Below are 25,009 nucleotides of genomic sequence, written 5' to 3'. Positions count from 1 at the left end.
CCGCGCGATGAAATTATTCCAGCGCGAGCAACGCTCGCTGTTCGGCGAAATCCTGGACTGGATGCTGACGCCGCTGCTGCTACTGTGGCCGGTCAGCCTGGTGCTGACCTGGCTGGTGGCGCAGGGCATTGCCGGCAAGCCCTTTGACCGCGCGCTGGAGTACAACGCCAGCGCGCTGGCCCAGCTGGTCACCTACCACAACGGCCGCGCCCAACTGAACCTGCCACTGCCAGCACGCGAGCTGCTGCGCGCCGACGAGTCGGACACGGTGTTCTACCAGGTGCTGGGCACGCGCGGCGAATACGTCAGCGGCGAGCGGGATTTCCCCGGCCCGCCTGAGGACGAGGCCACCGCCGTGGGAGAGATACGCCTGCGCGCCGACGACTACCGCGGCCTGGGTGTCAAGGTGGCCTACACCTGGGTCAACCTGGAAGTCGCCGGTACCAAGCCGGTGCTGGTGCAGGTGGCCGAGACGCTGGACAAGCGCTCCACGCTGGCGACCGAAATCATCAAGGGCGTGATGCTGCCGCAGTTCGTCATCCTGCCGTTGGCGGTGCTGCTGGTGTGGCTGGCACTGGTGCAGGCCATCAAGCCGCTGAACCAGCTGGAAGAGCGCATACGCGCGCGCAAGCCCGACGACCTGAGCCCGCTGGACATCCAGGCCGTGCCGCTGGAGGTGGCGCCGCTGGTGTCCTCGGTGAACGACCTGCTCACCAGGCTGAAGGACTCCATCGCCACGCAAAAGCGCTTCCTGGCCGACGCCGCCCACCAGTTGAAGACACCGCTGGCCGGCCTGCGCATGCAGGCCGACCTGGCGCAGCGCGAGGGCGCCAGCGCCGACGACCTGAAGTTGTCGCTGCGCCAGATCGTGCGCGCCAGCATGCGCGCCACCCACACCGTGAACCAGCTGCTGGCGCTGGCCCGGGCCGAGGGCAGCGGCACCGCGATGACGCGCCAAAACTGCGACCTGGCGCGCCTGACGCAGGAAGTGGTGCGTGACAGCGTGCCACGCGCGCTGGAAAAGCACATCGACCTGGGCTACGAGGGTGCCACGCCCGACGCTCCAGGCGGCCAGCTGCAGGGCAACCCCACGCTGCTGAAGGAACTGGTGCGCAACCTGCTGGACAACGCCATCGCCTACACCCCCTCCACCCAGGCGAGCCCGGCGATGATCACCGCGCGGGTGCTGGCCGACCCGTTCGGCAAGGTCATCGTGCTGCAGGTGGAGGATTCGGGGCTGGGCATCGCGCCGGCCGAGCGTGAGCTGGTGTTCCAGCCGTTCTACCGTGCTTTGGGCACCGAGACCGACGGCTCGGGCCTGGGCCTGCCCATCGTGCTGGAGATCGCCCACCAGCACAACGCCACGGTGGTGCTGGACGACACCCGGCCGGGCCAGGTGCCGCCAGGCGCGCGCTTCACCGTGCGCTTTTCGGTGGAGCAGAAGCCTGAGGAGCGTTAGAAGCTGTTGGGGCCGAGGCGCCACGCGGCGCGGACGCGGCACTGACTGCTGACGCCGGCGCAGACGCCGCGCCAGCGGGGCCAGCAGCCGGCTTGGCGCAGGCACGCAGCGGCTTGCCAGCCAACTGCGCCTTGATCTCATCCAGCTTGGCGCGCAGCGCATCGTCCACCACCGGCAGCTTCAACTGGCTGCCACGCACCTCGGCATGCTCCTGCACCACCTTGGCGGTGTGCACGCCGCGCTTGCCCAGGCGTGCCAGCTCGGCATTGGCGTCCGCTTGCGTGGTGAACGCGCCCAGCGACAGCCCCGGCTGCAGCGCGGGGTTGCTCAGCACCTCGTATTTCAGGTTCAGGTTGACCAGCTCGGCGCGCTTCTTGGCCAGCGTGTCGTCGTTCGGGTAGCGGCCCATGTAAACAATCCAGCGCGCCGGCTCCACCGCGTCGTCGAACTGCCAGGCGCCCGGCGCCGGCAGCACACGGCCCAGTGCGGCGCGCAAGGCGGTGGTCTGGGCGGCGTCGAACAGACCCGCCTGCAGGCACTCGGCCGGCTTGACCGCTGCCGCGGCGGCGGCAGCCTGGTCAATGCGTCGCAATTCATCGTTGCTGAGCACCCGCACCCCTTCGGGCCGCAGTTGCTGCGCCAGACGCTGCGGCTCGGTCTGCTGCATCGGCCCGCTCCAGGGGCGCAGATGGCCCTGGCTCCAGGCGTAATAGCCGGCGTTCAGCAGGATCAGCGCCAGAACAAGCAGTCGCAGCATGAATCAGTCAAGGTCGGTATCGGCGTCATGGCGGGGCACCACCGGGCGCACGCTGACTTCCGAGCTGGTTATTTTTGTCACTCCGGCAGCAGTATGCACCAGCAAGGCACCGCTTTCATCCACCCCCATGGCCACGCCCACGGTGGCGTCGCTCAGCTCCACCGGTCGGCCGGCCAGCGCGTCCAGCGCGTTGAAGCGGGCCTGGAAGGGCGCGAAACCCTGGGCTTCGAAGTCCTTGATGGCGCCCACCAGTGCCGGTGCCAACAGGCCCAGCGCCTGCGCCGCGTCCAGCCCCGGGCGCAGCTCCTGCACACAGGCCGGCGGCACCGACAGGCCGTCTCCCTCTGGCGGGCGGATGTTGATGCCCACGCCCACCACCACGTAGCGCAACTCGCCCACGCTGGCGGTCTCAATCAGGATGCCGGCCAGCTTGCGGTCGCGCAGCCAGACGTCGTTGGGCCATTTCAGCCGCAATTCGGGATGCAGGGCTTGCGCCACCACCGTGCCCACCACCAGCGACAGGCCGGACCAGCTGCGCGGCGCCAGCGGCAGACCGAGCGAGAACGTCAGCGAGGCGCCAGCCTCATGCTCACCGGCGCTGCGCCAGGGCCGCCCCAGGCGGCCACGGCCGGCGGTCTGCCGCTCGGCCAGCAGCAGCACCGGCTCCATGCGGCCGGCGCGGGCTCGGCGCATCAACTCGGTGTTGGTCGAGTCCACCTGCGGCAGGATCTCAACCGAAAAGTCGGCAATCAGCGGGTACACCGCCTCCCAGATCGCCTCGGCCGGCCATGGCAGCGGCACGGGGGTGCCGGCAGCTTGCAATGGCGGGTCGCTGCTCAAGGGGCCTGCCTGCCTTTCAGCGCCGGCCGCGCTTGGGGGCCAGCAACGTGCCGCGACACTTGCTGGCACCGCACCAGCACGGGTATTCGGCCTTCAGCTTGGGGGTATAGCGCTCGTCGATGATCAGGCCGTAGTCATAATTCAACTCCTCGCCGGCCCGGATGTTGCGCAGCGCCTTGATGAAGACGCGGCCTTCCTGCTCGTCGGCCTCGCAATTGGGGGCGCAGGAGTGGTTGATCCAGCGCGAAGAATTGCCACCGTACAACGCATCGATGACGTTTTTCTCATCGATGTGAAAATAGAAGGTATGGTTCGGGTCTTTGGGATTGTGGGGATGGCGCCGCTGCGCCTCGGGCCAGCTGATGACCTCGCCCACGTACTCGATGATGATCTCGCCTTCGGCGATATCCTGGATGGCAAACACACCCTTGCCGTGAACACCGGAGCGCCGGGTCTGGATGCGGCGCTGGGCCGTGGATGCCTTGGAGTAGGGCTTTTTTGACACAACGGTAGACACGGCAGGAAAAAATTTGGTATGTTGAATTCGTATGGGCGCGCAGGCGCGCGCTCACGTATGCATGCGTGCGCGTACGCGCACGCGAGAAGTGGATTGTAGTCAGATGAAGACCTTAGTCATTGCAGAGAAGCCATCGGTGGCCCAGGACATCGTGCGGGCACTCACGCCCGTGTCCGGAAAATTCGACAAACACGAGGAACATTTCGAGAACGACACCTACGTCGTCACCAGCGCGGTGGGCCACCTGGTGGAGATCCAGGCGCCGGAGCAATACGACGTCAAACGCGGCAAATGGAGCTTTGCCCACCTGCCGGTGATCCCGCCGCATTTCGACTTGAAGCCCATCGACAAGACCAAGACGCGGCTCAACGCCGTGGTCAAGCAGGCCAAGCGCAAGGACGTGGACGCCCTGGTCAACGCCTGCGACGCCGGGCGCGAGGGTGAGCTGATCTTCCGCCTGATACAGCAGTACAGCAAGGTCAAGCACCCGGTGCAACGGCTGTGGCTGCAAAGCATGACGCCGGAGGCGATTCGCGAGGGCTTCAAGACCCTGCGCAGCGACAAGCAGATGCTGCCGCTGGCCGACGCCGCGCGCTGCCGCTCCGAAGCCGACTGGCTGGTGGGCATCAACGGCACCCGCGCCATGACGGCCTTCAACTCGCGCGACGGTGGCTTCTTCCTGACCACCGTGGGCCGGGTGCAGACGCCCACACTGTCGGTGGTGGTGGAGCGCGAAGAAAAGATCCGCAAGTTCATCAGCCGCGACTATTGGGAAGTGCACGCCAGCTTCCAGGCCCTGGCCGGCGAATACGCCGGCAAGTGGTTCGACCCGGCCTGGAAAAAGACCCCGCCCAAGGAAGGCGAAGAACCGGACAACGAGCAACGTGCCGACCGCGTGTGGAGCGAGCAGCAGGCGAAAACCATTGCCGACGCGGTGCGCGGCAAGCAGGCCACGGTCACCGAGGAGAGCAAACCCAGCACCCAGGCTTCGCCAGCGCTGTTCGACCTCACCTCGCTGCAGCGCGAGGCCAACGGCAAGTTCGGCTTTTCGGCCAAGACCACCTTGTCCATCGCGCAAAGCCTGTACGAACGCCACAAGGCGCTGACCTACCCGCGTACCGACTCGCGCGCGCTGCCCGAAGATTACGTGCCGGTGGTCCACCAGACCTTCGACATGCTGGCCAAGAGCGCCATGAAGCACCTGGCACCGCATGCGGCCACCGCCATCAAGGGCGGCTACATCAAGCCCAGCAAGCGCATTTTCGACAACGCCAAGGTCAGTGACCACTTTGCCATCATCCCCACGCTGCAGGCACCACACGGCCTGAGCGAAGCGGAACAGAAAATCTATGACCTGGTGGTGCGCCGCTTCATGGCGGTGTTCTTCCCCAGCGCCGAATACCAGATCACCACGCGCATTTCCAGCGCTGGCGGCCACAGCTTCAAGAGCGAAGGCAAGGTGTTGGTGAAGCCCGGCTGGCTGGCCATCTATGGCAAGGAAGCGCAGGACGAAACCAAAGAGGGCGACGAGAAGGCCGGCGCCATGCTGGTGCCGGTGAAGGCCGGCGAACAGGTGGGCGTGCTGCAGGTGGAGCCCAAGGGCCTGAAGACCCGGCCGCCGGCGCGCTACTCCGAGGCCACGCTGCTGGGCGCGATGGAAGGCGCCGGCAAGTTCGTGGAAGACGACGAACTGCGCGAGGCCATGCAGGAAAAAGGCCTGGGCACGCCAGCCACCCGCGCCAGCATCATCGAAGGCCTGATCGCCGAGAAGTACCTGTTGCGCGAGGGCCGCGAGATGATCCCCACCGCCAAGGCCTTCCAGCTGATGACGCTGTTGCGCGGCCTGGGCGTGGAGGAGCTCTCCAAGGCCGAGTTGACCGGCGAGTGGGAATACAAGCTCAACCAGATGGAGCACGGCAAGCTCACGCGCGACTCCTTCATGGCCGAAATCGCCGCCATGACTGAGCGCATGGTGAAAAAGGCCAAGGAATACGACCGCGACACCATTCCGGGCGACTACGCCACGCTGAAGACGCCCTGCCCCAACTGCGGTGGCGTCGTCAAGGAAAACTACCGCCGCTACACCTGCACCGGCAAGTCGGGCACCGAGGAGGGCTGCGGCTTTTCCTTCGGCAAGACGCCGGCCGGCCGCACCTTCGAGGTGGCCGAGGTGGAGCAGTTCATGCGCGACAAGCACATCGGTCCCCTGGACGGTTTCCGCTCCAAGGCCGGCTGGCCGTTCACCGCCGAGATGGTGCTGAAATTCGATGACGAGACCAAGAACTACAAGCTGGAGTTCGATTTCGGCGACGACAAGGCGGCCGAGACCGGCGAGCTGGTTGACTTCAGTGGCAGCGAAAGCCTGGGCGCCTGCCCTATTTGTGGCAGCGCCGTGCATGAGCATGGCAACAGCTACGTGTGTGAGAAGTCCGTGCCGACCATGGCCCAGCCCACGCCCAGTTGCACCTTCAAGAGCGGCAAGATGATCCTGCAGCAACCGGTGACGCGCGAACAGATGGGCAAGCTGCTGACCACCGGCAAGACCGACCTGCTGGACAAGTTCGTCTCCATGCGCACGCGCCGCCCGTTCAAGGCCTTCCTGGCCTGGGACAAGGAGGCAGGCAAGGTGAACTTCGAGTTCGCGCCGTCCAAATTCCCGCCGCGCAAGACGGCGGCGAAGTCAGCCGCGGGCGCTGAGGCAGGCGCGCCGGGCGCAGCAGCCAAGACCTCGGCCAAGACGCCGGCGAAAAAGGCCGCCGCCAAAGCCCCGGCGAAGAAAGCCGCAGCCAAGAAGAGCGCGACCGGTACGGCGGCCAAAAAAGCCCCACGCAAACCAGCCGCCGGCCTGCAACCCAGCGCCGCGCTGGCTGCGGTGATAGGCGACGAGGCAGTGGCACGCACCCAGGTGATCAAGAAGCTGTGGGACTACATCAAGGCCAACGGCCTGCAGGATGCCGCCAACAAGCGCGCCATCAACGCCGACGCCAAACTGCTGCCGGTGTTCGGCAAGCCGCAGGTGACGATGTTCGAACTGGCGGGGATTGTGGGCAAGCACCTGGGCTGAGCAAGCCAACTCAGCCCGAACGGGGCGGCTCAGCCCCGCCCGCGACCTGCTTCTGCGCTTCTTCCCACACCCGCTGCGGGATGTGGGTGGTGAGCTTTTCAACCACCTTGTCCATCAACTCGTCACTCAGGTCATGGCCGACGAAGGGGATGACCTCGGCGGTGATGTCGGTGCCCAAGTCACGCAGATGGTGGGCCGCCTCCACCGTGTGGCGGTAGGGGATGGTGTCGTCGCTCTTGCCGTGCAGGAAATGGATGGTGGTGACGGCCGGCGCCACCGGCGGCAGCAGCGCGAAGCGCCCGGCGATGGCGATGATGCGGCTGGCCACCGGCGGCATCTGGGTGCCGGCCTCCAGCGCCATGATGCCGCCCTGCGCAAAGCCGATCAGCGCCGTGGCCTTGTCGTCCAGCCCCACGCGGGCCTGCCAGCCGCGCAGGTCTTCCAGCAGGGCCGGCATGGCTTCGCCAACACCATAGGCGATGTCCTTGTCCAGCTCACCCAGCTGGATGAACCACTCAAAACCATCGCCTTCCCCCAGGGGCACGGGGGCTTGCAGGCATACGATGGCGGCATGGGGAAACGCCAGCCGCAGGCGGCGCCCCAGCGGTGCCATGCTGGCCGGCGTGGCGCCGGCCGCGTGCAGCAGCGCAATGAGTTGCTGGGCCTGGGTTTGGGGTTGCTGGATGACCAGCGCGGTGTCATGCATGGCTGTCTCCGGTCGGACCTTTCTGCAGATATTGTGCGCCCAAGCGCAGGCCCTTGAGCGTGGCCCAGCACACACAGGGCGGCGCCAAAAAAAGCCGCCCGAAGGCGGCTTGTGTCATGCGGGCGGGCCGTTTACTTGGCCATCACCACCCGCGCCATTTCCAGGCACTTGTTGGAGTAGCCCCACTCGTTGTCATACCAGCTGACCAGCTTGACGAAGGTGCCGTCCAGCGCGATGCCGGCGTCGGCATCAAAGATCGAGGTGCGGGTGTCGCCACGGAAATCGGTGGCCACCACCTTGTCCTCGGTGTAGCCCAGGATGCCCTTCAAGGCGCCTTCGGACTGGGCCTTGAACTCGGCACAGATGTCTTTGTAGCTGGCTTCCTTGACCAGCTCCACCGTCAGGTCCACCACCGACACGTCGGAGGTGGGCACACGGAAGCTCATGCCGGTCAGCTTCTTGTTCAGCTCGGGGATCACCACGCCCACCGCCTTGGCCGCGCCGGTGGAGGAGGGGATGATGTTTTCCAGGATGCCGCGGCCGCCGCGCCAGTCCTTGTTGGACGGGCCGTCCACGGTCTTTTGCGTCGCCGTGGCGGCGTGCACGGTGGTCATCAGGCCGCGCTTGATGCCCCACTTGTCGTGCAGCACCTTGGCCAACGGCGCCAGGCAGTTGGTGGTGCAGCTGGCGTTGGAGATGATGGCCTCGCCCTTGTAGGTCTTGTCATTGACGCCGAACACGAACATCGGTGTGTCGTCCTTGCTGGGCGCCGAGATGATGACCTTGGGCGCGCCGGCCGCCAGGTGCTTGCCGGCGCCTTCCTTGTCCAGGAACAGGCCGGTGGATTCCAGCACCACGTCGGCACCGACCTCGTTCCACTTCAGGTTGGCCGGATCGCGCTCCTGCGTCAGGCGGATCTTCTTGCCGTTGACGATCAGCGTGTTGCCGTCCACCGCGATGTCGCCCTTGAAGCGGCCATGCACCGAGTCGTATTGCAGCATGTAGGCCAGGTAGTGCGGCTCCAGCAGGTCGTTGATGCCCACCACCTCGATGTCGGGGAAGTTTTGCACCGCGCTGCGCAGCACATTGCGGCCGATGCGGCCGAAGCCGTTGATACCCAGTTTGATCGCCATGAGAGTTGCTCCTTTTGAGGCAATGATATAGAACTACGACAATTTCAATTCGGTGCAGGGGATGGCGACGTTCAGCGACTCGCCGATCAGGAAGGGCTCTGCATTGGCCGGCAGCTTGTATTTGAGCTTCGCCAGCCATTTCAGGAACGGCTGGCGGCTGGCATCGTAAGTCTCCAGCTCGGCCACGAGGTTGGCCGCGTAAGGTTGCAGCAGGGTCAGCTTGACCGCAAACGGACAACCGGTGGCATTGAGATCGAAATCCACCGCGCCCCAGCCGGCCCGGTCCGTGCCGGCCAGAAACTCGACCAGCCGCAAATCCTTGATCGCGTACTCCGCCTGGTCAGGCATGCGAAAGCGAAATTGCTGAAAGGCCGACACCGGCCGCGCCAGCGGCGTGGCGCAATGCACGCGGTAGGCCTTGGCCCAGTTGACGACAGATTCCGACAGTCCCCGGTCTGCGCCATACAGCACGGTCAGTTCCGGCTCGGCATCGGACTGGTTGAAGTTGACCTTCAGCGTGACGTTGCCGGCCTTGCGGCGCCCGAAGGAGATCGGGTACGAGGGCCGGCCCTGTGGTGCCTGCACCTTGCAATTGCCGTTCAAGATCGGGTTGTCGGCCGTCAGCGGACTGGTGGCGACCTTTCGGGTGTCTGACACGAAGTCGAACTGCTGGGTAAGCACCGCCTTTTCGCCCGCAACCAGGCAGGGCAGACGGTAGCGCTTCACCTGGGCCTGCACTGCGCGCTTGAAGGCCAGAAAGTCGTCGTCGTCATTGCTGCGGTCGTCCAGCACCTTGACGTCCGGCGCCGCGTCGCTGGCGTCAAAGCGCAGCTCCACGCGTACGGATGCGCTCTTTCTGAGCTGGAGCTGCCGGTTGGGGTACTCCGGCGCCCCGCGTTCGGCAGCGGCAGGCGACAGGCATTCCAGCAGCGCCGGGTTGCCGGCCTGGAACTGAAGCCCTGTGTCCGGCTGTGCGGCCAAGGCATTCGCCCCGGCCAAGCCACCTGCCACTATCGCGATGATCCACCTCGCTGCCTGAAGGCTGTTTGGCATCCTGTCGTCCTCCCTGATCCGCCTGCAGCCGATGTGCCCCGGCTGGCAGTTCTGATTGTCTGGCGTAGCGGCTGCACGCCGCCGCGGTCAGCGCTTGGGTCCGCTCAACGCCACCCGTACCGTGTCCGCCACATTCTCCGCCGTGAAGCCGAAGTGCTTGAACAATACCGGCGCCGGCGCCGATTCGCCATAGGTGTTGATGCCCACCACCGCCGCGCAGCCGTATTTCCACCAGCCGTCGGTGACGCCCATTTCCACCGCGACGCGCGGCACGCCGGCCGGCAGCACGGCCACCTTGTAAGCCACGTCCTGGCGGTCGAAGGTGGTGGTGCTGGGCATGGAGACCACGCGCACGGCGATCTTCTGCGCCGCCAGCAGCTCTTGCGCCTTCAGCGCCAGCTGCACCTCGGAGCCGGTGGCGATGATGACCGCCTGGGCCTTCTTGCTCAGGCCCACTTCGATGGGCTCGGCCAGCACGTAGGCGCCCCTGCTGATGTCGCCCAGGTCCATCTTGGGGGCGTAAGGCAGGTTCTGCCGGCTCAGCAGCAGGGCGGTGGGTTTGTCCTTGTTTTGCAGCGCCACGGCCCAGGCCACAGCCGTCTCGGCCGTGTCGCCCGGACGCCAGACGTCCAGGTTGGGGATCAGGCGCAGGCTGGCGGCGTGCTCGATGGACTGGTGGGTGGGGCCGTCTTCGCCCAGGCCGATGGAGTCGTGGGTGAACACATGCACCACGCGCTGCTTCATCAGCGCGGCCATGCGGATGGCGTTGCGGCTGTAGTCGCTGAAGGTCAGGAAGGTGCCGCCGTAGGGGATGTAGCCGCCATGCAGGCCCAGGCCGTTCATGATGGCGGCCATGCCGAACTCGCGCACGCCGTAGTTGATGTGGCGGCCGCCCAGCAGCGTGCCGTCGGCACCGGCGCTCTTCACCACGTCGCCGGCCTGGTTGAAGCGCAGCGGCGGCGTGCTCTTGGTGTTGGTCAGGTTGGAGCCGGTCAGGTCGGCCGAGCCGCCCAGCATCTCGGGCAGCGCGGCGGTGAAGAACTCCAGCGCGATCTGCGAGGCCTTGCGCGAGGCCACGGTTTCGGCCTTGGCGTGGGCGGACACGGTGGCGTCCACCGCCACCTGGGCGAAGTTCTTCGGCAGCTCGCCCTTCATGCGGCGGGTGAATTCCTTCGCCAATTCAGGGTGGGCGGCCTTGTAGGCTACGAACCGGGTATTCCACGCGGCCTCGGCCTTGGCGCCCTGGGCCTTGGCGTTCCAGGCTTCGGAGATGGCTTTGGGAATCTCAAACGGGCCGTAAGGCCAGCCCAGCGCTTCGCGCGTCAGCTTGATCTCTTCGGCACCCAGCGGCTCGCCGTGGGCCTTGGCGGTGTTGACGCGGTTGGGCGAGCCCTGACCGATGTGGGTCTTGCAGATGACCAGCGTCGGGCGGTCGGCGCTGTTCTTGGCGTCGGCGATGGCGCGCGCCAGCACCTCGGGGTCGTGACCATCCACCGGGCCGATGGTGTGCCAGCCATAAGCGGCAAAGCGCTGCGCCACGTTGTCGATGTACCAGGGGGCCACCTGGCCGTCGATGGAGATGCCGTTGTCGTCGTACAGCGCCACCAGCTTGTTCAGTTTCCAGGCGCCGGCCAGCGCGGCGGCCTCGTGGCTGATGCCTTCCATCATGCAGCCGTCACCCATGAACACATAGGTGTGGTGGTCGACGATGGCGTGGCCTTCGCGGTTGAATTCGCCGGCCATCAGCTTCTCGGCCAGCGCCATGCCCACGGCATTGGCAAACCCCTGGCCCAGCGGGCCGGTGGTGGTTTCCACACCGGCAGTCAGCACGTTTTCCGGGTGGCCGGGCGTCTTGCTGTGCAGTTGGCGGAAGTTCTTCAGCTCGCTCATGGGCAGCGGGTAGCCGGTCAGGTGCAGCAGCGCGTACAGCAGCATGGAGGCGTGGCCGTTGGACAGCACGAAGCGGTCGCGGTCGAACCAGTGCGGGTTGGCAGGCGAGTGCTTCAGGTGGCGGTGCCACAAGGCGACAGCCATGTCCGCCATGCCCATGGGTGCGCCAGGGTGGCCCGAATTGGCTTGCTGCACCGCATCCATGGCCAGGGCCCGGATCGCGTTGGCCATGTCGTTGGGGGTGACTGCGGGGGAAAGGTCGGACATGGGGCGCGGGCTCCGGGGCAAGGGTTGGGGGAAACCCGACATTTTAGCGGGCGGCATTTACAACCAGGATGGTGGGGGATCAGGCCGACACGGCACTCGGCTCCGCGGCTGTCCCCCGGCCCTGCGGGCCTCCTCCTTGATGCCGCTACGCCGAATGCCGCATCGACCCGATCTTGCGAATACGGTTGGCGTGCCCACGTTCCGGCGTGCCGTGTACCAAATGACCCGATGTCGCTGGGGCGCGTGGCGGAGGGAAATCAAGGAGGAGGCCGCAGGCCGGGGGACATTCCCGTAGCCACGCGCACCAGCGGCGTCGGCAGCCGCCAACCATCAAGCCGCGCAATAATCCACCATCGGAACCGCCAGAGACCAAAGACCCCATGCAAGGACTCCACCTGACCGCCGACCTGCACGACTGCGCCTGTGAGCCACGCTGGCTGACAGATGCCGCGCTGCTGGGCCAACATTGCGTGGCGGCGGTGCGCTCGGTGGGCCTGCAGGCGGTGGCGCAACTGTTCCACACCTTCGAGCCGCTGGATGCCGACACGCCGGCCGGCGTCACGGCCACCGTGCTGCTGGCCGAATCGCACCTGTGCGTGCACACCTGGCCGGAGCGCCAGGCGGTGACGCTGGATGTCTACGTGTGCAATGTGGGCGGCGACCACAGCGCCAAGGCGCAGGCACTGCTGGAGCGGCTGCTGGCCATGTTCCAGCCCGGGGCTGTGCAGCGCCATGCGTTGCAGCGTGGCGAGCTGGCAGCGGCCGCCATCCCAGCCAAGTAAGGCCGGGGCGAGCCCGCCGCCCTCGGCGCTCAGTAACGCCGCGGCGGCAACGTGATGCCGTTGGGCTTGCGTATCAGCGGCAGCATGGCCGACGGCGCCACCGCCGTGCTGTCATACGGCAGCGTGCCCACGCCCACCGATTTGAGCACCCGCAGCACGTAGGCGCGCGTCTCCAGGTAGGGCGGGGTGCCGCGGTAACGCTCCACCGTGCCCTCGCCGGCGTTGTAGGCGGCGGCCACCAGCGCCACGTCACCCTCGAAATAGGCCAGCAACCAGCGCAGGTAGGCCATGCCGGCGCGGATGTTCTGCGCCGGGTCGTAAGCGTTGCGTATGCCGAAACGCGCCGCCGTGTCGGGGATCAGCTGCATCAGCCCCTGCGCATTCTTCGGCGAACGCGCCAGCGCGTCGAAGTTCGACTCGGCGTGGATGATGGCAAAGGTCAGTTGCGGGTCCACCTTGTTCAGCAGCGACTGGCGCATCACCAGGTCGTAGATGTGGCGCGGGGCGATCAGCTGGTAATCCACCGGTGGCTTCACCGGCTTCTTGGCCGCAAGCTTCACCGGCGGCGGCGGTGGGTCCTTCATGCATGGGGGTACGTAGATGTTGGACAGCCCGCCCACGTTCTTCAGCATGCGCTTGGCAGCCTCCAGGCCCTGCTCGGCGGCGGCGTTGAACAAGTAGGCGGCGTACAGGTCTTCGCGCTCCACGCCGCGTGCGTTGGTGTACATCCAGCCCAGGTTGTACTGCGCCTCGGGGTCGCCCAGACGCGCGGCCCGGCAGTACAGGCTGGCGGCCAGCGCCAGGTCGCGGTCCACGCCCTCGCCGTTTTCATATGCAATGGCCTGGCGGCGCAGGTGCGCGGCATACCTCAGCTCCGAATCCGGGTCAGCAGCAGCGGCGGCCAGCGTGGTGCTGGGCACGGCCCTGGTTGGCCCGCTGTCCGGCGCCGGTGCGGAGGCAGGAAGTGCGGCGGCCACCGGCGCAGTCGACGGCTCGGTGCTCTGGCTCCAGGCGGACGGCTGGGCCAGCGCCAGGGCGGCACCCAGCATAAAACGCAATGCAAGCATGGCCGCGAGTATCGTCTGCCAACAAAAACGCGGTCAAGCCGCCCAAGGTTGCGTTGCGGACGGCATCAGCGGCCCGTGGAAATTGCCCGCTGTTCGTCCAGACCTGCCGCCGTCCATCGCCCGGGGGCGCGTTTGGTCGCATGCCGGCCGGCAACCGCCCCCGCCATGGTATTTTTCACCCCTTTGCTTCTTTTTTCCCCAATTCACGCGCTATGAAGAGATACCTTGCCCTGGTGGGCGTCTGGGCTTGTGCCCTTGCGGTGCACGCCGCACCCGTGACCGCTGATGGCTATGCCCATGTCAAAACCGTTGGCGCCATCGACGAGTACACACTCACTTCCAATGGTTTGCAGGTGCTGCTGCTGCCCGACCGCTCCACGCCCACGCTGACCTTCATGGTCACCTACCGGGTGGGTTCACGCAACGAGGTCACCGGCACCACGGGTGCCACCCACATCCTGGAACACCTGATGTTCAAGGGCAGTGCCAACCATGACCGCGTCAAGGGCAACAACGTGGACCAGCTGCTGGAGCGCAGCGGCGCGCTGTACAACGCCAACACCTGGCTGGACCGCACCAGCTACTTCGAGAACCTGGGCAGCGAGCATCTGCCGGTGGTGGTCACCATGGAAGCCGACCGCATGCGCAACCTGCTGCTGCGCGACGAGGACCGCAAGCCGGAGATGACGGTGGTGCGCAACGAGTTCGAGCGCGGCGAGAATTCCCCCACCGGCGCGCTGGACAAGGAAATCTACCAGGCCGCCTTCACGGCCCACCCCTACCACCACAGCACCATCGGCCACCGCAGCGACATCGAGAAGGTGTCGATCGAAAAGCTGCGCGAGTTCTACGACACCTTCTACTGGCCCAACAACGCCACCGTGTCGGTGATCGGCGACTTTGACCCGGCCACCGCGCTGGCGCTGGTGAAGAAGGCGTTTGGCGTCTACCCGCGCTCACCCAAGCCGATTCCCGAGATGTACACCGAGGAGCCGGAACAGACCGGCCCGCGTCGCGTCGTCGTCAAGCGCGCCGGCCAGCTGGGCGTGGTGGGCGTGGCCTACAAGGTGCCCGGTGCCACGCACGCGGACTACGCCGCCGTGAAGCTGCTGACCGACATCCTGACCGATGGCAAGAACAGCCGCATGTACAAGGCCATCACCAACAAGAACCTGGCCACCAGCGTGGACGGCGATCTGGGCATGTTCCACGACACCTCGATGGACATCCTGTACGCCAACCTGGCACCCGGCGCCAAGCATGAGGATGTGGAAGCCCTGGTGCTGCAGGAGGTGGAGCGCGTGAAGAAAGACGGCGTCACCGAAGCCGAGCTGAAGGCCGCCGCCGCCAAGACGCTGGCCCGTGCCGCCTTCAAACGCGACGGCTCGTTTGCCATTGCCGGTGAGTTGACCGAGAACATCGCCGCCGGCGACTGGACGCTGTTCTACACACTGTCCGAGGCCATCAAGAAGGTCACGCTGGCTGACGTGCAGCGCGTGGCCAACAAGTACTTCCAGGCCGACCAGAGCACCACTGGCTGGTTCATTCCCACTGCAGCGGGCGGCGCTGCCAAGCCCGCAGCCAAGGCCAGCCTGATGGCCGAGGCCGAGGCGCAGCACGACGGCCACCGCGGCCCGCACTACTACCGCACACCTGGCGTTGATGCGCCGGCACCGGCCCTGGCCCCCATGGCCGATGCCGCCGGCAGCGCTGGCAGCGCTGGCGCCGCCGCCAGCAAGATGGCGGCCCATGCCAAGCGCAGCAAGGTCGCGGGCGTGGACTTCATCGCCTACCCCACCGGCGCCAAGGACGTGGTGACGCTGCGCGCCTCGCTGCCGGTGGGCCGCGCACTGGCGGGCAACAACCCGGCACTGGCGACGCTGACCGGCATGATGCTGGACCAGGGCACGCAAAAGCAGGACAAGTTCGCCATCGCGCAAAAGCTGGAAGAAGTGGGCGCCGCGCTGAGCTTTCGCGCCGGCGCCGACCTGCTGGAGATCAACGCCCGCGCGCTGAAGAAGGACGTGCCGCTGGTGCTGGCCCTGATGGCCGAACAACTGCGCACGCCAGCCTTCAGCGCTGAAGAGTTCGACAAGGCCAAGAAGCAATATGCCGGCAGCGTCAAGCGCAGCCTGGAGAGCACCGATTTCCGCGCCGCTGACGCGCTGACGCGTGCCATCTACCCGGTGGGCCACCCCAACCGCAACCCGGCGCCTGAGGACCTTCTGGCCGCCATTGAGGCCACCAAACTGGATGATGTGAAGGCCTTCCACAAGGCCCACTACGGCCCGGCCCACATGACCCTGGTGGCCGTGGGCGACCTGGACCTGCCAGCCCTGCAGGCCGAACTGGCCAAGTCTTTCAGCGGCTGGAGCGGTGGCAGCGCCGCCGTGCGCGCCGCCAAGGCGCCGGCCATCACGGCACCGCAGACGGTGGACGTGGCAATCCCTGGCAAGACCAGCGTGTCGCTGGTCATCGGCCAGCCCAGCGGCCTGCGCTACACCGACCCCGACTACCAGGCGTTGCGCCTGGCCACCGCCATCCTGGGCAGCGGCTTCACCGGCCGGCTGATGGGCAATGTGCGCGACAAGGAAGGCCTGACCTATGGCATTGGCGCCGGCCTGGCGGGCGACACGCTGAACGATGGCGACTGGCGCATTGCCGGCACCTTCGCGCCCAGCCTGTTGGACAAGGGCATCGCCTCCACCCAGCGCCAGCTGCAGCTCTGGTACGACCAGGGCGTGACGCCGGCCGAAGTGGCCGCCCGCAAGAGCAACCTGGTGGGCTCGTTCAAAGTCGGCCTGGCCACCACCACCGGCATGGCCAACGTGCTGCTGGCCACGGTGAACCGCGGCTACGACCTGAACTGGCTGGACGAGATGCCCGGCAAGATCAACGCGCTGACGGACGCACAAGTGAACGGCGCGATCAAGAAATACCTGAAGCCCAGCGCCATGGTGATGGTCAAGGCCGGCACCTTGCCAGCACCCGAGAAAAAGTAAGCAGGCCTGTAACCCTTTCCTTCCACGCCACAAGCGTGCTTGTCAGCCAATCCGGCGTGCTCAGCCGGGTTGGCTTTTTTTTGCCCCGGCTCAGGCCATGCCGGCCGCGTGACCTTGGGCGAAGGCTTCCTCGAACACTGAATAACCGGCCCAGTCACTGTGCGCAAAACCCAGCCGGGCGCTGGGCGCGTGCGCTGGTGGCAACACCGGCAGGCCCGGCACCGGCACGGCCATCGCGTGGCCGTAGCGGGTGATCTCCATGCGACGGGCCTTGTGCGGCAGGTCCGGGTGTGCCTGCGCCAGCTCGGTCAGGATGGTGTCGCGCCAGACCTCGAACGGCGTCTCCAGCAAGCGGCGCCGACCGTCCGGCACATCACCCAGCGCGCGGTAATAGGTGAGCACGGTGGCGCCAGGCACCGGCCGCAGGCTCTGGTGCATGGCATCCACATACCCCAGGCCGGGTGTTTGCCCGCCAGCGCCGTAGAGCACGTTGTCCCAGCTCGGTGCGGCACCGGGCTTGTCGTGCAGGGCTTCGACTATGTGGATGTTGGCCACCAGCCAGGGCGCATGCGGGGTGCGGCTCGCCGCCTGGCGCAGGAAGTCGGGCGGACCCTGCACCACCCGCGCCGCCACGAACAGAGGCAGCGCCACGATGGCGCGCTCAGCCTGCCAGCGCTCCACCGCGTGGGTGGCGCTGTCGTAGGCATCCACCTCCACGCCGCCCTTGACCTCGGCAATGCGCAGCACGATACGCCCGGTGTGCAGGCGCGGACCCAGCGAAGCAGCCAGCTTGCGCGCCAGCCAGCCGTTGCCCTCGGGCCACGTCAGCACGCCTTCTCGCTCCACGCTGTCCACGCCGGGCGCATGGAAGCCATGGCGGCTGGCAAAGTAATGGATGCCGGCCCAGGCCGACACGGTGGCGCTGCCGGCACCGTAGTCGTCGCGGCAGCAGTAGTCCAGGTACCACAGCAGCTGCGGGTCATCCAGGCCTTGCTGCTGCAACCAGTTGGCAAAGGTTTGCGTCGTCAGCACCCGCTGGTGCGGCGTCAGCGGTACATGCGCCGCCGGCAGGCTCCAGCGTGACAGCTTGCGCGCTTCCTCCACCAGCTGGGCAAAGCGCTGGTACTGCCTCAGCGTGCCGGCCTCGACGCCCTGCACCGGCAGCAGGCCGTCCTGCCACTGGCCCTGGAAATACAGGCGCTCCTGAGGGCTGTGGCACAGATGCCGTTCGTCATACTCCCAACGGCCGGCCACGCGGCGGCGCAGGCCCAGTTCTTCCAGCAGATCCTGCACGTCGTGTGCATCGTCACCGGGCAAGGGCAGGTAGTGCGCGCCCATGGGGCAGGCGAAACCAGCCACGCTGGTGCCCCGGCTGTTGCCGCCGGCGCTGTCTTCCAGCTCCAGCACCGCGTGGTCTTCCACGCCGCGCAGGCGCAGCGCACGCGCGGCCGCCAGGCCGGCAATGCCACCACCAGCCACCACCACTTGGGTCTTGCGGGTGACCGAAGGCGCGGGCCAGGCGCTGGTGTCGCGCAACTGGTGGCCGCGCTGCAGGTTGACGCCGGTGAAGCCGCCTTCAATCGCGTGCGGCTTGTCGCAGCCCAACAGCGCCAAGGTGCCGGCGGCGGCGCTGCTGCCCAGGAAATGGCGGCGTTTCATGTCTGACAAGCAAGAAAGTCGTCAACAGGCGCTAGTGCGCAACGACTTTGCCCCACTCCTGCTCGTAGGTCGTCACCAGCACCTGGTTGGACAGCCGGTTGACCTCGGCCGGCACCCGCGCCATGTCCAGCGGGAAATCGAACAGCAGCGGCAGTGTCTTCAAGTCCAGGTAGCGCAGGCCTGCGGGCAGCGCTTGCGGCTGGTGGTAGGGCCGGCGGCTGGCGATCACGTAGCCCCATTCGCCAAAGCTGGGCACATGGGTGTGGTAGGGCGTGGCGGTCAGCCCCACCGATTCCACCGTGGTGACCACAGTCCAGAAACTGTGGCGCGCCACCAGCGGCGAGGTGGTCTGGATCACCGCGTAGCCGCTGGCGCTCAAACGCCTTTCCAGCAGCGCGTAGAACGAGTTGGTGTACAGCTTGCCGATGGAGAAGTTGGTGGGGTCGGGGAAGTCCACCACGATGACGTCGAAACTCTCGCTGCTGGTGTCCAGCCATTGGAAGGCATCGGTGTTGACGACCTTCAGCTTGGGCGAGTTCAGCGCATTGCCGTTCAGCTTGGTCAACGCTGGCTGGGTGGCGAACAACTTCGTCATCGCCGGGTCCAGTTCCACCAGCGTGACGCTTTGCACACTGGGGTATTTGAGGATTTCGCGCACCGCCATCCCGTCGCCGCCGCCCAGCACCGCCACCCGTTGCGGCGCGCCGTGCGCGGCCATCACCGGGTGCACCAGCGCCTCGTGGTAGCGGTATTCGTCGCGCTCGGCGAACTGCAGGTTGCCGTTGAGGAACAGCCGGTGGCCCAACTTGCCCTGGGTGACGATGATGCGCTGGTAGGGCGTGGTCTGGCTGATCACCACCTTGTCCTGGTACAACTTGTCTTCGGCCCAGGTGGTGACCGCGTTGGCCGATGCGAAGCCCGCCACCAGCAGCGCCAGCGTCAGGCCAGTGGCCATGGCATGCGCACTGAACTGGCGCAGCTCATGGCGAAACACGCGCAACGCCCACAGCGCCACCGCGGCGTTCATCAGCCCGAACAGGAAGCCGGTGCGCAGCAGCCCCAATTGCGGCACCAGCACCAGCGGAAAAGCGATGGACACGGCAAGCGCACCCAGGTAGTCAAACGTCAGCACCTGCGACACCAGGTCCTTCAGCGCCACGTTGCGCTTGAGGATGCGCATCACCAACGGGATCTCCAGCCCCACCAGCACGCCCACCAGCAACACCCACAGGTACAACAGCAGGCGAAACGCATCCGGCACATGCGCATTGGCCAGGAACAGGCCGGCCGGCATGGCGCCGCCGGCCAGCGCCACCATCAATTCAATGCGCAGGAAGTGCGCCGGCAGCTGCCGCTCGAGAAAGCGCGACAGGTAGGAGCCCACCCCCATCGCAAACAAATAGCTGCCGATGACGGTGGAGAACTGCAGCACCGAGTCGCCCAGCAGGTAGGACGCCAACGCACCAGCCGCCAGCTCGTACACCAGGCCGCAGGCGGCCACCACGAACACACTGGACAGCAGTGCAACTTCCAGCGGACGCGGGTGCTGGACTTGGGCGTCGTTGGCCGGAGCTGGTTGGCCCTTGTCTTCGTCCACTGGGGCGTCGGATGGGGCTGCGCCCACCCGGTCAGTGGATGGCCGCGGCAACAATGATGCAAATTCCCAGCGACATGGAGGCCACGACCAGTGCCAGGGCCAGGTTTTGCTTTTCCACGATCTCGCCCCACAGGTCGTACGGGGTGATCTTGTCGATGATGAGGAAGCAGAGCCAGAAGATGACCACGCCGATCAGCGCGAACATCACCGAGCCCAGTATCGCGGCGGGTTTCAGCCATTCCATGGTGTACTCCTTCTGTGGTCAGGGTGCTTTGAAAGCGGGTGCAAAGGCATAGCGGGCCGGGCGCGCATCACTTGTGCCCCCCGCCGCCGCTGGATGACGAACCGCCATACGAGCCGCTGGACGTGCGCGGTGCATACGACGATGACGATGAGCAGTTCTGGGTCGCCGGGTCACAGCTGGAAGAGCACTGGCTCAGCAGCGCCAGCAGAACCAGGATGACCACCAGCATGATGATGACGGCGCCGCAGCCCAGGCCCTTGGCGCTCAGCGGCCCGGCGTCGCCGCGCTTGAACAGGTTGGCCTGCTTGTCCAGCTTGAAGGCGTTGGCCACCATCGCGCTGTCCACCTTGTTGCCCACTGACCAGACTGCTTCGTTGGGTGATTTTTCCAACGACAGCAGCGTGTTGCCGCTGGTGTAGTCGCGGTTGTTGGTGACCTGGCCGCGCTGCACCTGCCAGTAAAACTCGCCCAGCACGTAACCGGTCTCGGCCTTGTAGGTCTCTTTCAGGTTGTAGACCGCGCCCAGGTAGCGCGCGGTCTGGCCGTTGCCGCCCACCACCGGTGCGCCCGTGGTGGGCTTGACCATGCTCCAGCCGTCCACCGAATCCACCAGGAAGGAAAAGCCCCGCTTCTTGTTGTACAGCAGGTACTCGCTCCAGCCGAAATGCTCGTCCGGGTCTTCGGGGTCGGTGCCCATGCGGTGCTGGAAGCCCACCACCTGCCATTGCACGCCTTGCAGCTGGCCCTGTGCACCCAGCGGAATCAGCGGCGACACCGGCTCGTCCTGCGTGGCGGCCTTCAGCTCACCACCTATGCCTTTGGAAACGTCGATGATGGCGTGGCAGCTGCCGCAGGTCAGGCTCTTGGTGGCGGACAAGGTCACCGCCACCGAGGCGCCGCAATTGGGGCAGGCGAAGGAGCGGCCACCGCCCTCGTCCTTGGCCTGCTCATCGCGCAAACCGGTCAGCTGCATGTCGTCCAGCAGCACCGAGCCGCCCATGACGAGCACCGGTGGCTGCGAGCCGTAGTCCACGCTCAGCACCTGGCCTTCGGGGCTGCGCAGCTCCACCATCGCAAATTGCTGGTTCAGCGGCGGCAGGTGGGGCAGTTCGCCCTGGGCCGAGATCAGCGACACCTGCTCGTTGGACCCCACGGTGAACGGCTTGCCGTTGACAGGCGTGGTGTTGCCGACGCGGAAGTAGTCGGCCGCCGGCACGTCGTTGCGCGGGGGCAGCGGCGTGCCGAAGACGAAAGCGCCGTTGTCCTCGCTCAGGAAGCCGGGGCTGCCGTCACCAAACAGCGCGTACCACTCGGTCCAGGTGCCCTCGCCGTATTTGTATTGCAGCCGGCCCACCAGCGTGAACTTGCGCTGCTGCCAGACGCCGGCCGTGCCCAGCTGCAGCACGCTGAAGTCATTGAACAGCTCGGCCATCTTGCCGATGCGCGCCAGCGTGTCGCCCTGACGCACCACCGTGCTCTGGCAATAGCCGCACACCGCATGCGTGGACTGCGCGCTGCGGAACTCTACTGGCGCGCCACAGCCCGGGCAGGCTGCCCGGTACGCGCGCTGAGGCGAGTCGGTGGCCAAGGGGCTCTGGTTTTAAGTGTTGGTGTAGAGCGCGAGATTACCGTGACGCCGGGCGTCAGACCAGCTTTTTCAGCAACTCTGCCTTTTTGGCGTCGAATTCTTCCTGCGTCAGGATGCCTTTGGTCTTGAGGTCGCCCAGCTTTTCCAGCGTGGCCATCACATCTTCCGCCGACACGCCGGCGGCTTGCGCGGGCGCGGCGGGCGCAGCCTGTGTGTTCTGCAGGCCGGCCGCCAGGTTCTGCGCCATCACCTGGCCCAGCGCCACGCCGGCGCCCAGGCCCATGGCGTCGCCGGCAATGCCGCCGCCACCGCTGCCAATGCCCTCGGCCAGCTTGGGGATGGCCTGCGCGGTCTGGTATTGCATGAACTTGCCCATGTCGTTGCCAACCATGCCCATGCCGATCTTCTGGTCCAGGATCTTTTGCAGCTCCTCGGGCAAGGAGAGGCTTTGCACCGTCATGTTGTCCAGCTTCAGACCGATCTTGGCGAACTCGGGCGTCAACTGGGTGATCAACGCCTGGGCAAAGGCCATCTGGTTGGAAGCCAGGTCCAGGAAGGGGATGCCGCTGGCGGCAATCGCATTGGAGATGTTCTGCAGCACCAGGCCGCGCAACTGGCCGTCCAGGTCGGCCACGGAGTAGAGCTCACGCGTGCCGGAGATTTCGGTGTGGAACAGCTTGGCGTCGGCAATGCGGAAGGCGTAGTTGCCGAAGGCGCGCAGGCGCACGGCGCCAAAATCCTTGTCGCGGATGGTGATGGGCTGCGGCGTGCCCCATTTCTGGTCGACCTGCTGGCGCGTGCTGAAGAAGTAGACGTCGCTCTTGAAGGGCGACTGGAACAGCTTGTCCCAGTTCTTCAGGTAGGTCAGCACCGGAATGGTCTGCGTCGTCAGCTTGTGCATGCCGGGACCGAACACGTCCGCGATCTTGCCCTCGTTGACGAACACCGCCACCTGCGACTCGCGCACCGTCAGCGAGGCGCCATACTGGATTTCCATGTCCGCCATGGGGAAGCGCCAGGCCAGCGTGCCGTCGCCGCTCTCGGTCCATTGGATGATGTCAATGAACTGTTTCTTGATGAAGTCCATCAGGCCCATGTGCAGCTCCTACAGGTTGAAAGAACGATTTGCATCATACCGCTGCGGGTTGCCGCAGCAATGGAAATTCGGCGGCTGACGGCCAGCGCTCGGTGAATGACGCTTTCTGGCCGGTCAGGCATCCAATTGGTTGATTTGCGGAAACTTTTGCCGGAAGCTCTCCGGCATGGCCACCACCTTGGAGCGCTGGTAGTCGAAGAACACGAAGCCAGATTTGGCCAGCGCCACCAGCACGCCGTCCGCCGGGCGGCTGATGCGGAACATGAAGTCGCCGCCATAGCGGTTGAAGTCCATCAGACCGACCTCGAAGCGCAGCACGTCGCGCGCATAGGCCTCGGCCTTGTACGAGGCCGCCAGGTCAGTGACGATGAGGCCAACGCCGCCGCTGCGCAGCTCCTGGATGTCGGCCTCATGCATGAAGCGGGCGCGCGCCTCGGAGATCATGGAGATCATCGAGTCGTTGCCCAGGTGCTTGGCCGAGTTGATGTCGGTCACCCGCACGGTCTGTTGGGTGCTGTAGCAGAACTGGTGTTCGGGCAGGTGCAGGTGCAGGCGGGCCATGGTTTCGCGGCTAAGTAGCGGGTAAGTGGGGGACTGGGTGCAGTCTAAACCCGCACACTGAGGCCGAACTGTGGAGGCTGCGTCCACAATCCGCAGCGCGGGGCGACTAGCATAGGGCCTGTACAAGGCCACAGGGCGCATTGCCGCCACACCCCCACCATGCGCCTGCGCATCGTCCACCAGCTGTCCCTGCTGCTCGTCAGCGGCGTGCTGCTGGCCTTGCTGGCCATGGCGGCTTTCGCCACCTGGAACCTGAGCAGCGGGTTTTCCGACTACCTGCGCGACCGCGACCAGCAGCTGTTGGCGCGCTTTGCCATCCTGGTAACGCAACGCGCACAGGCGGATCCCACGCTGGCCTCGCTGCAATCGCGCCAGGGCATGCGCGGGTTGATGGACGAGTTCCTGCAAGGCGAAGGCATGGCGCAGCCCGCCCAGCGCGACGACGACGGCCCGCCCGAGGAACGGCGGCCACCGCCGGTGGAGCAAAGGCCGCCGCCCGCTCCACGGGGCGGCGGCAGGCCGGGCGGGCTGGCCGAGCACCTGCGCGAGCGCCTGCACATCGTGGACACGCAGCACCGCCACCTGGCTGGCCGGCCGGTGCCGCGCGAACGGCCGGCGCAGGAGTTGCCGGTGCTGGTCAACGGCAACGTGGTGGCCTACGTGCGGCTGGCGCTGGCGCCGGACATGCAGGATGTGGACCGGCATTTCTTGCGCCGCCAGTATCAAGGCCTGGCCTGGGCCGGGGCGCTGACCTTGCTGGCTTCGCTGGGCCTGGCCGTGCTGGCGGCACGCCGCTTCGGCCGGCCCTTGCAGCGCCTGCAAGGGGCCAGCCGGCGCATTGCCCAGGGCGAATTCGACGTCCATCTGCCGCCCGAAGGCGCGCAGGAGATTGCGCAGCTGATGGGCGACATCAACCAGATGGCGGCCGCGCTGAAGCGCCTGGAATCGGCACGGCGCGCCTGGATCGCGCAGATTTCGCATGAGCTGCGCACGCCGCTGGCGGTGCTGCGCGGCGAGCTGGAAGCCATGGAAGACGGCGTGCGCCAACCCACGCCGCCCATGCTGGCCAACCTGCGCGAAGAGGTGCTGCAACTGATACGGCTGGTCAACGACCTGCACACGCTGTCGGTGGCGGACCTGGGGCAGTTGCGCTGCGAGTTTGCCGACCAGGAGGCGGGCGCTGTGGTGGCGCATGCCGTGCAGCGCTTCGCGCCGCGCATGGCCAAGGCCGGCCTGCGCCTGGAGCTGCTGGCCCACCCACAGCCGCTGCGCGTGCACTGGGACCTGGGCCGCATCGAGCAGCTGCTGGCCAACCTGCTGGAAAACAGCCTGCGCTATACCGATGCGCCCGGGCACCTGCGGGTGCGCTGGCAGCCGGTCAACGGGCCTGAGGGACAGGCGGTGGAGATCTGGGTGGAAGACAGCCCACCGGCCGTGCAGCCGGCCGAACTGAACCAGCTGTTCGAGCCGCTGTACCGCGCCGACACCGCCCGCCAGCGGCCACGCGCGGCACCCGGCACAGCGGCGGTCGCGGATGGCAGCGCGGATGGCAGTGCCGGTGGGGGCAGCGGCCTGGGCCTGGCCATTGCCAAGGCCATCGCGCTGGCCCACTCGGGAGACATCAGCGCCCACGCCTCGCCGCTGGGTGGGCTGGCGGTGCGCGTGCTGCTGCCGGTCGACCCCCATCCGCCTTTACAGTCGCCCCAGCACACCCCGTAGGAGCAGCG

Annotated in this window: 19 protein-coding genes; 5 read left to right on the top strand and 14 right to left on the bottom strand. The window is 66.5% G+C overall.

The annotated features are described in order from the left end of the window. Positions 1 to 7: 7 nt before the first annotated feature. Positions 8 to 1,459: a sensor histidine kinase N-terminal domain-containing protein gene (locus tag AC1DX2_RS22380; protein ID WP_477198626.1), complete on the top strand. Its 1,452-nt coding sequence runs from the start codon at positions 8 to 10 to the stop codon at positions 1,457 to 1,459. Here the strand turns inward: AC1DX2_RS22380 and AC1DX2_RS22375 are convergent. The 3 genes from AC1DX2_RS22375 to AC1DX2_RS22365 are packed head-to-tail and all read right to left on the bottom strand — an operon-like array spanning position 1,416 to position 3,561. Further along, a complete protein-coding gene (locus AC1DX2_RS22375) occupies positions 1,416 to 2,216 on the bottom strand; it encodes an SPOR domain-containing protein (RefSeq protein ID WP_477198625.1) in 801 nt (266 codons plus the stop codon). The two genes, AC1DX2_RS22380 and AC1DX2_RS22375, sit on opposite strands and share 44 nt — an antisense overlap. A 3-nt stretch (positions 2,217 to 2,219) precedes the next feature. After that, positions 2,220 to 3,056: a biotin--[acetyl-CoA-carboxylase] ligase gene (locus AC1DX2_RS22370; protein WP_477198624.1), complete on the bottom strand. Its 837-nt coding sequence runs from the start codon at positions 3,054 to 3,056 to the stop codon at positions 2,220 to 2,222. A gap of 16 nt (positions 3,057 to 3,072) precedes the next feature. Further along, entirely contained in the window at positions 3,073 to 3,561 is a 489-nt protein-coding gene (locus AC1DX2_RS22365; protein ID WP_477198712.1) for an SET domain-containing protein, read from the bottom strand. A 115-nt stretch (positions 3,562 to 3,676) separates the two neighbouring features. Between AC1DX2_RS22365 and AC1DX2_RS22360 the strand changes: the two genes are divergently transcribed. Further along, the gene (locus AC1DX2_RS22360) at positions 3,677 to 6,637 is read left to right on the top strand and encodes a DNA topoisomerase III (protein ID WP_477198623.1); all 2,961 of its coding nucleotides are present in this window, start codon (positions 3,677 to 3,679) and stop codon (positions 6,635 to 6,637) included. 10 nt (positions 6,638 to 6,647) lie between these two features. On the opposite strand, the gene ypfH is transcribed toward AC1DX2_RS22360, so the two are convergent. The 4 genes from ypfH to tkt all read right to left on the bottom strand — a co-directional run bounded on the left by ypfH (position 6,648) and on the right by tkt (position 11,686). Next, complete coding sequence (gene ypfH, locus AC1DX2_RS22355; RefSeq protein WP_477198622.1) at positions 6,648 to 7,343, bottom strand: esterase; 696 nt, start codon at positions 7,341 to 7,343, stop codon at positions 6,648 to 6,650. 131 nt (positions 7,344 to 7,474) lie between these two features. Next, positions 7,475 to 8,476 carry a type I glyceraldehyde-3-phosphate dehydrogenase gene (gene gap / locus AC1DX2_RS22350; RefSeq protein ID WP_477198621.1) on the bottom strand — a complete coding sequence of 334 codons (1,002 nt, stop codon included), beginning with the start codon at positions 8,474 to 8,476 and terminating at the stop codon, positions 7,475 to 7,477. A gap of 33 nt (positions 8,477 to 8,509) precedes the next feature. Beyond that, a complete protein-coding gene (locus AC1DX2_RS22345; RefSeq protein WP_477198620.1) occupies positions 8,510 to 9,457 on the bottom strand; it encodes a hypothetical protein in 948 nt (315 codons plus the stop codon). A 159-nt stretch (positions 9,458 to 9,616) separates the two neighbouring features. Further along, on the bottom strand, positions 9,617 to 11,686 hold the full coding sequence (gene tkt, locus AC1DX2_RS22340) for a transketolase (protein ID WP_477198619.1): 2,070 nt from the start codon (positions 11,684 to 11,686) through the stop codon (positions 9,617 to 9,619). Between the two features lie 380 nt (positions 11,687 to 12,066). Between tkt and speD the strand changes: the two genes are divergently transcribed. Continuing rightward, positions 12,067 to 12,468: an adenosylmethionine decarboxylase gene (speD, locus tag AC1DX2_RS22335; protein WP_477198618.1), complete on the top strand. Its 402-nt coding sequence runs from the start codon at positions 12,067 to 12,069 to the stop codon at positions 12,466 to 12,468. A 29-nt stretch (positions 12,469 to 12,497) separates the two neighbouring features. Here the strand turns inward: speD and AC1DX2_RS22330 are convergent, their stop codons facing one another. Beyond that, a complete protein-coding gene (locus tag AC1DX2_RS22330; RefSeq protein ID WP_477198617.1) occupies positions 12,498 to 13,535 on the bottom strand; it encodes a transglycosylase SLT domain-containing protein in 1,038 nt (345 codons plus the stop codon). 212 nt (positions 13,536 to 13,747) lie between these two features. Between AC1DX2_RS22330 and AC1DX2_RS22325 the strand changes: the two genes are divergently transcribed. Beyond that, a complete protein-coding gene (locus AC1DX2_RS22325; protein ID WP_477198616.1) occupies positions 13,748 to 16,537 on the top strand; it encodes a M16 family metallopeptidase in 2,790 nt (929 codons plus the stop codon). Positions 16,538 to 16,627: 90 nt separating this feature from the next. On the opposite strand, the gene AC1DX2_RS22320 is transcribed toward AC1DX2_RS22325, so the two are convergent. The 6 genes from AC1DX2_RS22320 to AC1DX2_RS22295 all read right to left on the bottom strand — a co-directional run bounded on the left by AC1DX2_RS22320 (position 16,628) and on the right by AC1DX2_RS22295 (position 23,282). Further along, entirely contained in the window at positions 16,628 to 18,196 is a 1,569-nt protein-coding gene (locus tag AC1DX2_RS22320; RefSeq protein ID WP_477198615.1) for an FAD-dependent oxidoreductase, read from the bottom strand. Between the two features lie 31 nt (positions 18,197 to 18,227). Continuing rightward, positions 18,228 to 19,793 (bottom strand): polyamine aminopropyltransferase, encoded by a 1,566-nt coding sequence (locus tag AC1DX2_RS22315; protein ID WP_477198711.1) that lies wholly within the window; start codon positions 19,791 to 19,793, stop codon positions 18,228 to 18,230. Positions 19,794 to 19,824: 31 nt separating this feature from the next. Next, positions 19,825 to 20,037, bottom strand: a complete 213-nt coding sequence (locus AC1DX2_RS22310) for a DUF350 domain-containing protein (protein ID WP_477198614.1) — start codon at positions 20,035 to 20,037, stop codon at positions 19,825 to 19,827. Between the two features lie 67 nt (positions 20,038 to 20,104). Next, entirely contained in the window at positions 20,105 to 21,625 is a 1,521-nt protein-coding gene (locus tag AC1DX2_RS22305; protein ID WP_477198613.1) for a DUF4178 domain-containing protein, read from the bottom strand. A 55-nt stretch (positions 21,626 to 21,680) separates the two neighbouring features. Then, positions 21,681 to 22,721, bottom strand: a complete 1,041-nt coding sequence (locus tag AC1DX2_RS22300; protein ID WP_477198612.1) for an SPFH domain-containing protein — start codon at positions 22,719 to 22,721, stop codon at positions 21,681 to 21,683. Between the two features lie 114 nt (positions 22,722 to 22,835). After that, the gene (locus AC1DX2_RS22295; RefSeq protein WP_477198611.1) at positions 22,836 to 23,282 is read right to left on the bottom strand and encodes a thioesterase family protein; all 447 of its coding nucleotides are present in this window, start codon (positions 23,280 to 23,282) and stop codon (positions 22,836 to 22,838) included. Positions 23,283 to 23,441: 159 nt separating this feature from the next. Here AC1DX2_RS22295 and AC1DX2_RS22290 point away from each other — a divergent pair, with 159 nt between their 5' ends. After that, positions 23,442 to 25,001, top strand: coding sequence for an ATP-binding protein (locus tag AC1DX2_RS22290; RefSeq protein ID WP_477198610.1), 1,560 nt, complete (start codon positions 23,442 to 23,444; stop codon positions 24,999 to 25,001). Positions 25,002 to 25,009: the final 8 nt, after the last annotated feature.

This window comes from Hylemonella sp. P2_B10, assembly GCF_056404875.1.
The sequence above is the reverse complement of the archived record's forward strand: the minus strand, read 5'-3'. Positions and strand labels throughout refer to the sequence as shown.